Genomic DNA, 1,002 nt, shown 5'->3' on the forward strand with positions numbered 1-1,002 from the left:
TCAGGCAAGTTCCGCGCCGGGAAGCGGCAGGAGGCGCATCCTGGCGCGCGCCGGGTCGACTGACAAAAGGGCGCCGCGCGACAGCTCAGGCTCGGCCTTGCGGAGTGCCGCCAGGAGCATGCCCCCGATGGCGGCCGGCGTGAGCAGGTCGCTGCGGATCTGCACGACGCTGGGACCCCGTCGGCCCGACCCGGCCAGCATCGCGCCGAAATCGAGATCGCTGGTGATCAGCACATGATCGTGCTCGGCGGCCCACTGCAGCACGTCCTCGTCCGGCGCGTTTCCCGGACCGACCTCCGACCAGTGCCGAGCCTGAAAGCCGGCCTGCTGCAGGAGCTGGACCCAGCCGGGCGAGAGGTTCATGTCGACCACGAATCTCATCGGCCGGTGGTCAGGTCGATTTCGCGTTCCTCGGCCCGCCACGCGGCGTATCGGAGCGCGTCGATCACATCCTCGCGCTGAATATAGGGGTAGTCGGCGAGGATCTGGTCGATCGTCCGGCCTGCCGCGATCTGCCCGACGATCATCCCCACCGTGACCCGCAGCCCGCGGATGCAGGGCTTGCCACCCATGACGGCCGGATCGCGGGTAATGCGGGTGAGCTCATCCATCTCGGGCTCCGTGCGCGGCTCGGACGGAGCGAAGGGTAACTCAATCCGCGGCCTGCAGCATCACGCGAGGCGCGGCCCCTACAACCACGCCGGCATCCGGTCCAGCGCGATGATGTCCTCGATCGACGGGCGGGGGCGCACCACGGCCCACTCCGTGCCGTTCACCAGCACCTCGGGGACGAGCGGGCGGGTGTTGTAGGTGCCGGCCTGCACGGCCCCGTAGGCGCCGGCCGACATCACGGCGATCAGGTCGCCCGGCTGCGGCTCCGGCAGCGCGCGGTCGAGCGCCAGGAAGTCGCCGGACTCGCACACCGGGCCGACCACGTCGGCGACGATCGTCGGCGTGCCGGGCGCTGGCATCGTCACCGGGCGCAGCGCGTGGAAGGCGTCG

2 protein-coding genes and 1 pseudogene are annotated in these 1,002 nt (G+C 70.9%); all 3 read right to left on the reverse strand.

All coding sequences use genetic code 11. The features are described from left to right. A complete protein-coding gene (locus tag ABTU92_RS29200; RefSeq protein ID WP_408095054.1) occupies positions 1–381 on the reverse strand; it encodes a DUF5615 family PIN-like protein in 381 nt (126 codons plus the stop codon). Beyond that, entirely contained in the window at positions 378–611 is a 234-nt protein-coding gene (locus ABTU92_RS29205) for a DUF433 domain-containing protein (protein WP_408095055.1), read from the reverse strand. The genes ABTU92_RS29200 and ABTU92_RS29205 overlap by 4 nt, the downstream gene beginning before the upstream one ends. 78 nt (positions 612–689) lie before the next feature. Then, positions 690–1,002, reverse strand: a pseudogene (locus ABTU92_RS29210) (diaminopimelate decarboxylase); the annotation flags it as partial.

Origin of the sequence: Rhodoplanes sp. SY1, assembly GCF_046000175.1 — a bacterium.
Lineage (GTDB): Bacteria > Pseudomonadota > Alphaproteobacteria > Rhizobiales > Xanthobacteraceae > Rhodoplanes.

Coding starts and splice junctions, on each gene's coding strand:
- ABTU92_RS29200 (WP_408095054.1), bottom strand. CDS start 381: ATGAGATTCGTGGTCGACATGAACCTCTCGCCCGGCTGGGTCCAGCTC.
- ABTU92_RS29205 (WP_408095055.1), bottom strand. CDS start 611: ATGGATGAGCTCACCCGCATTACCCGCGATCCGGCCGTCATGGGTGGC.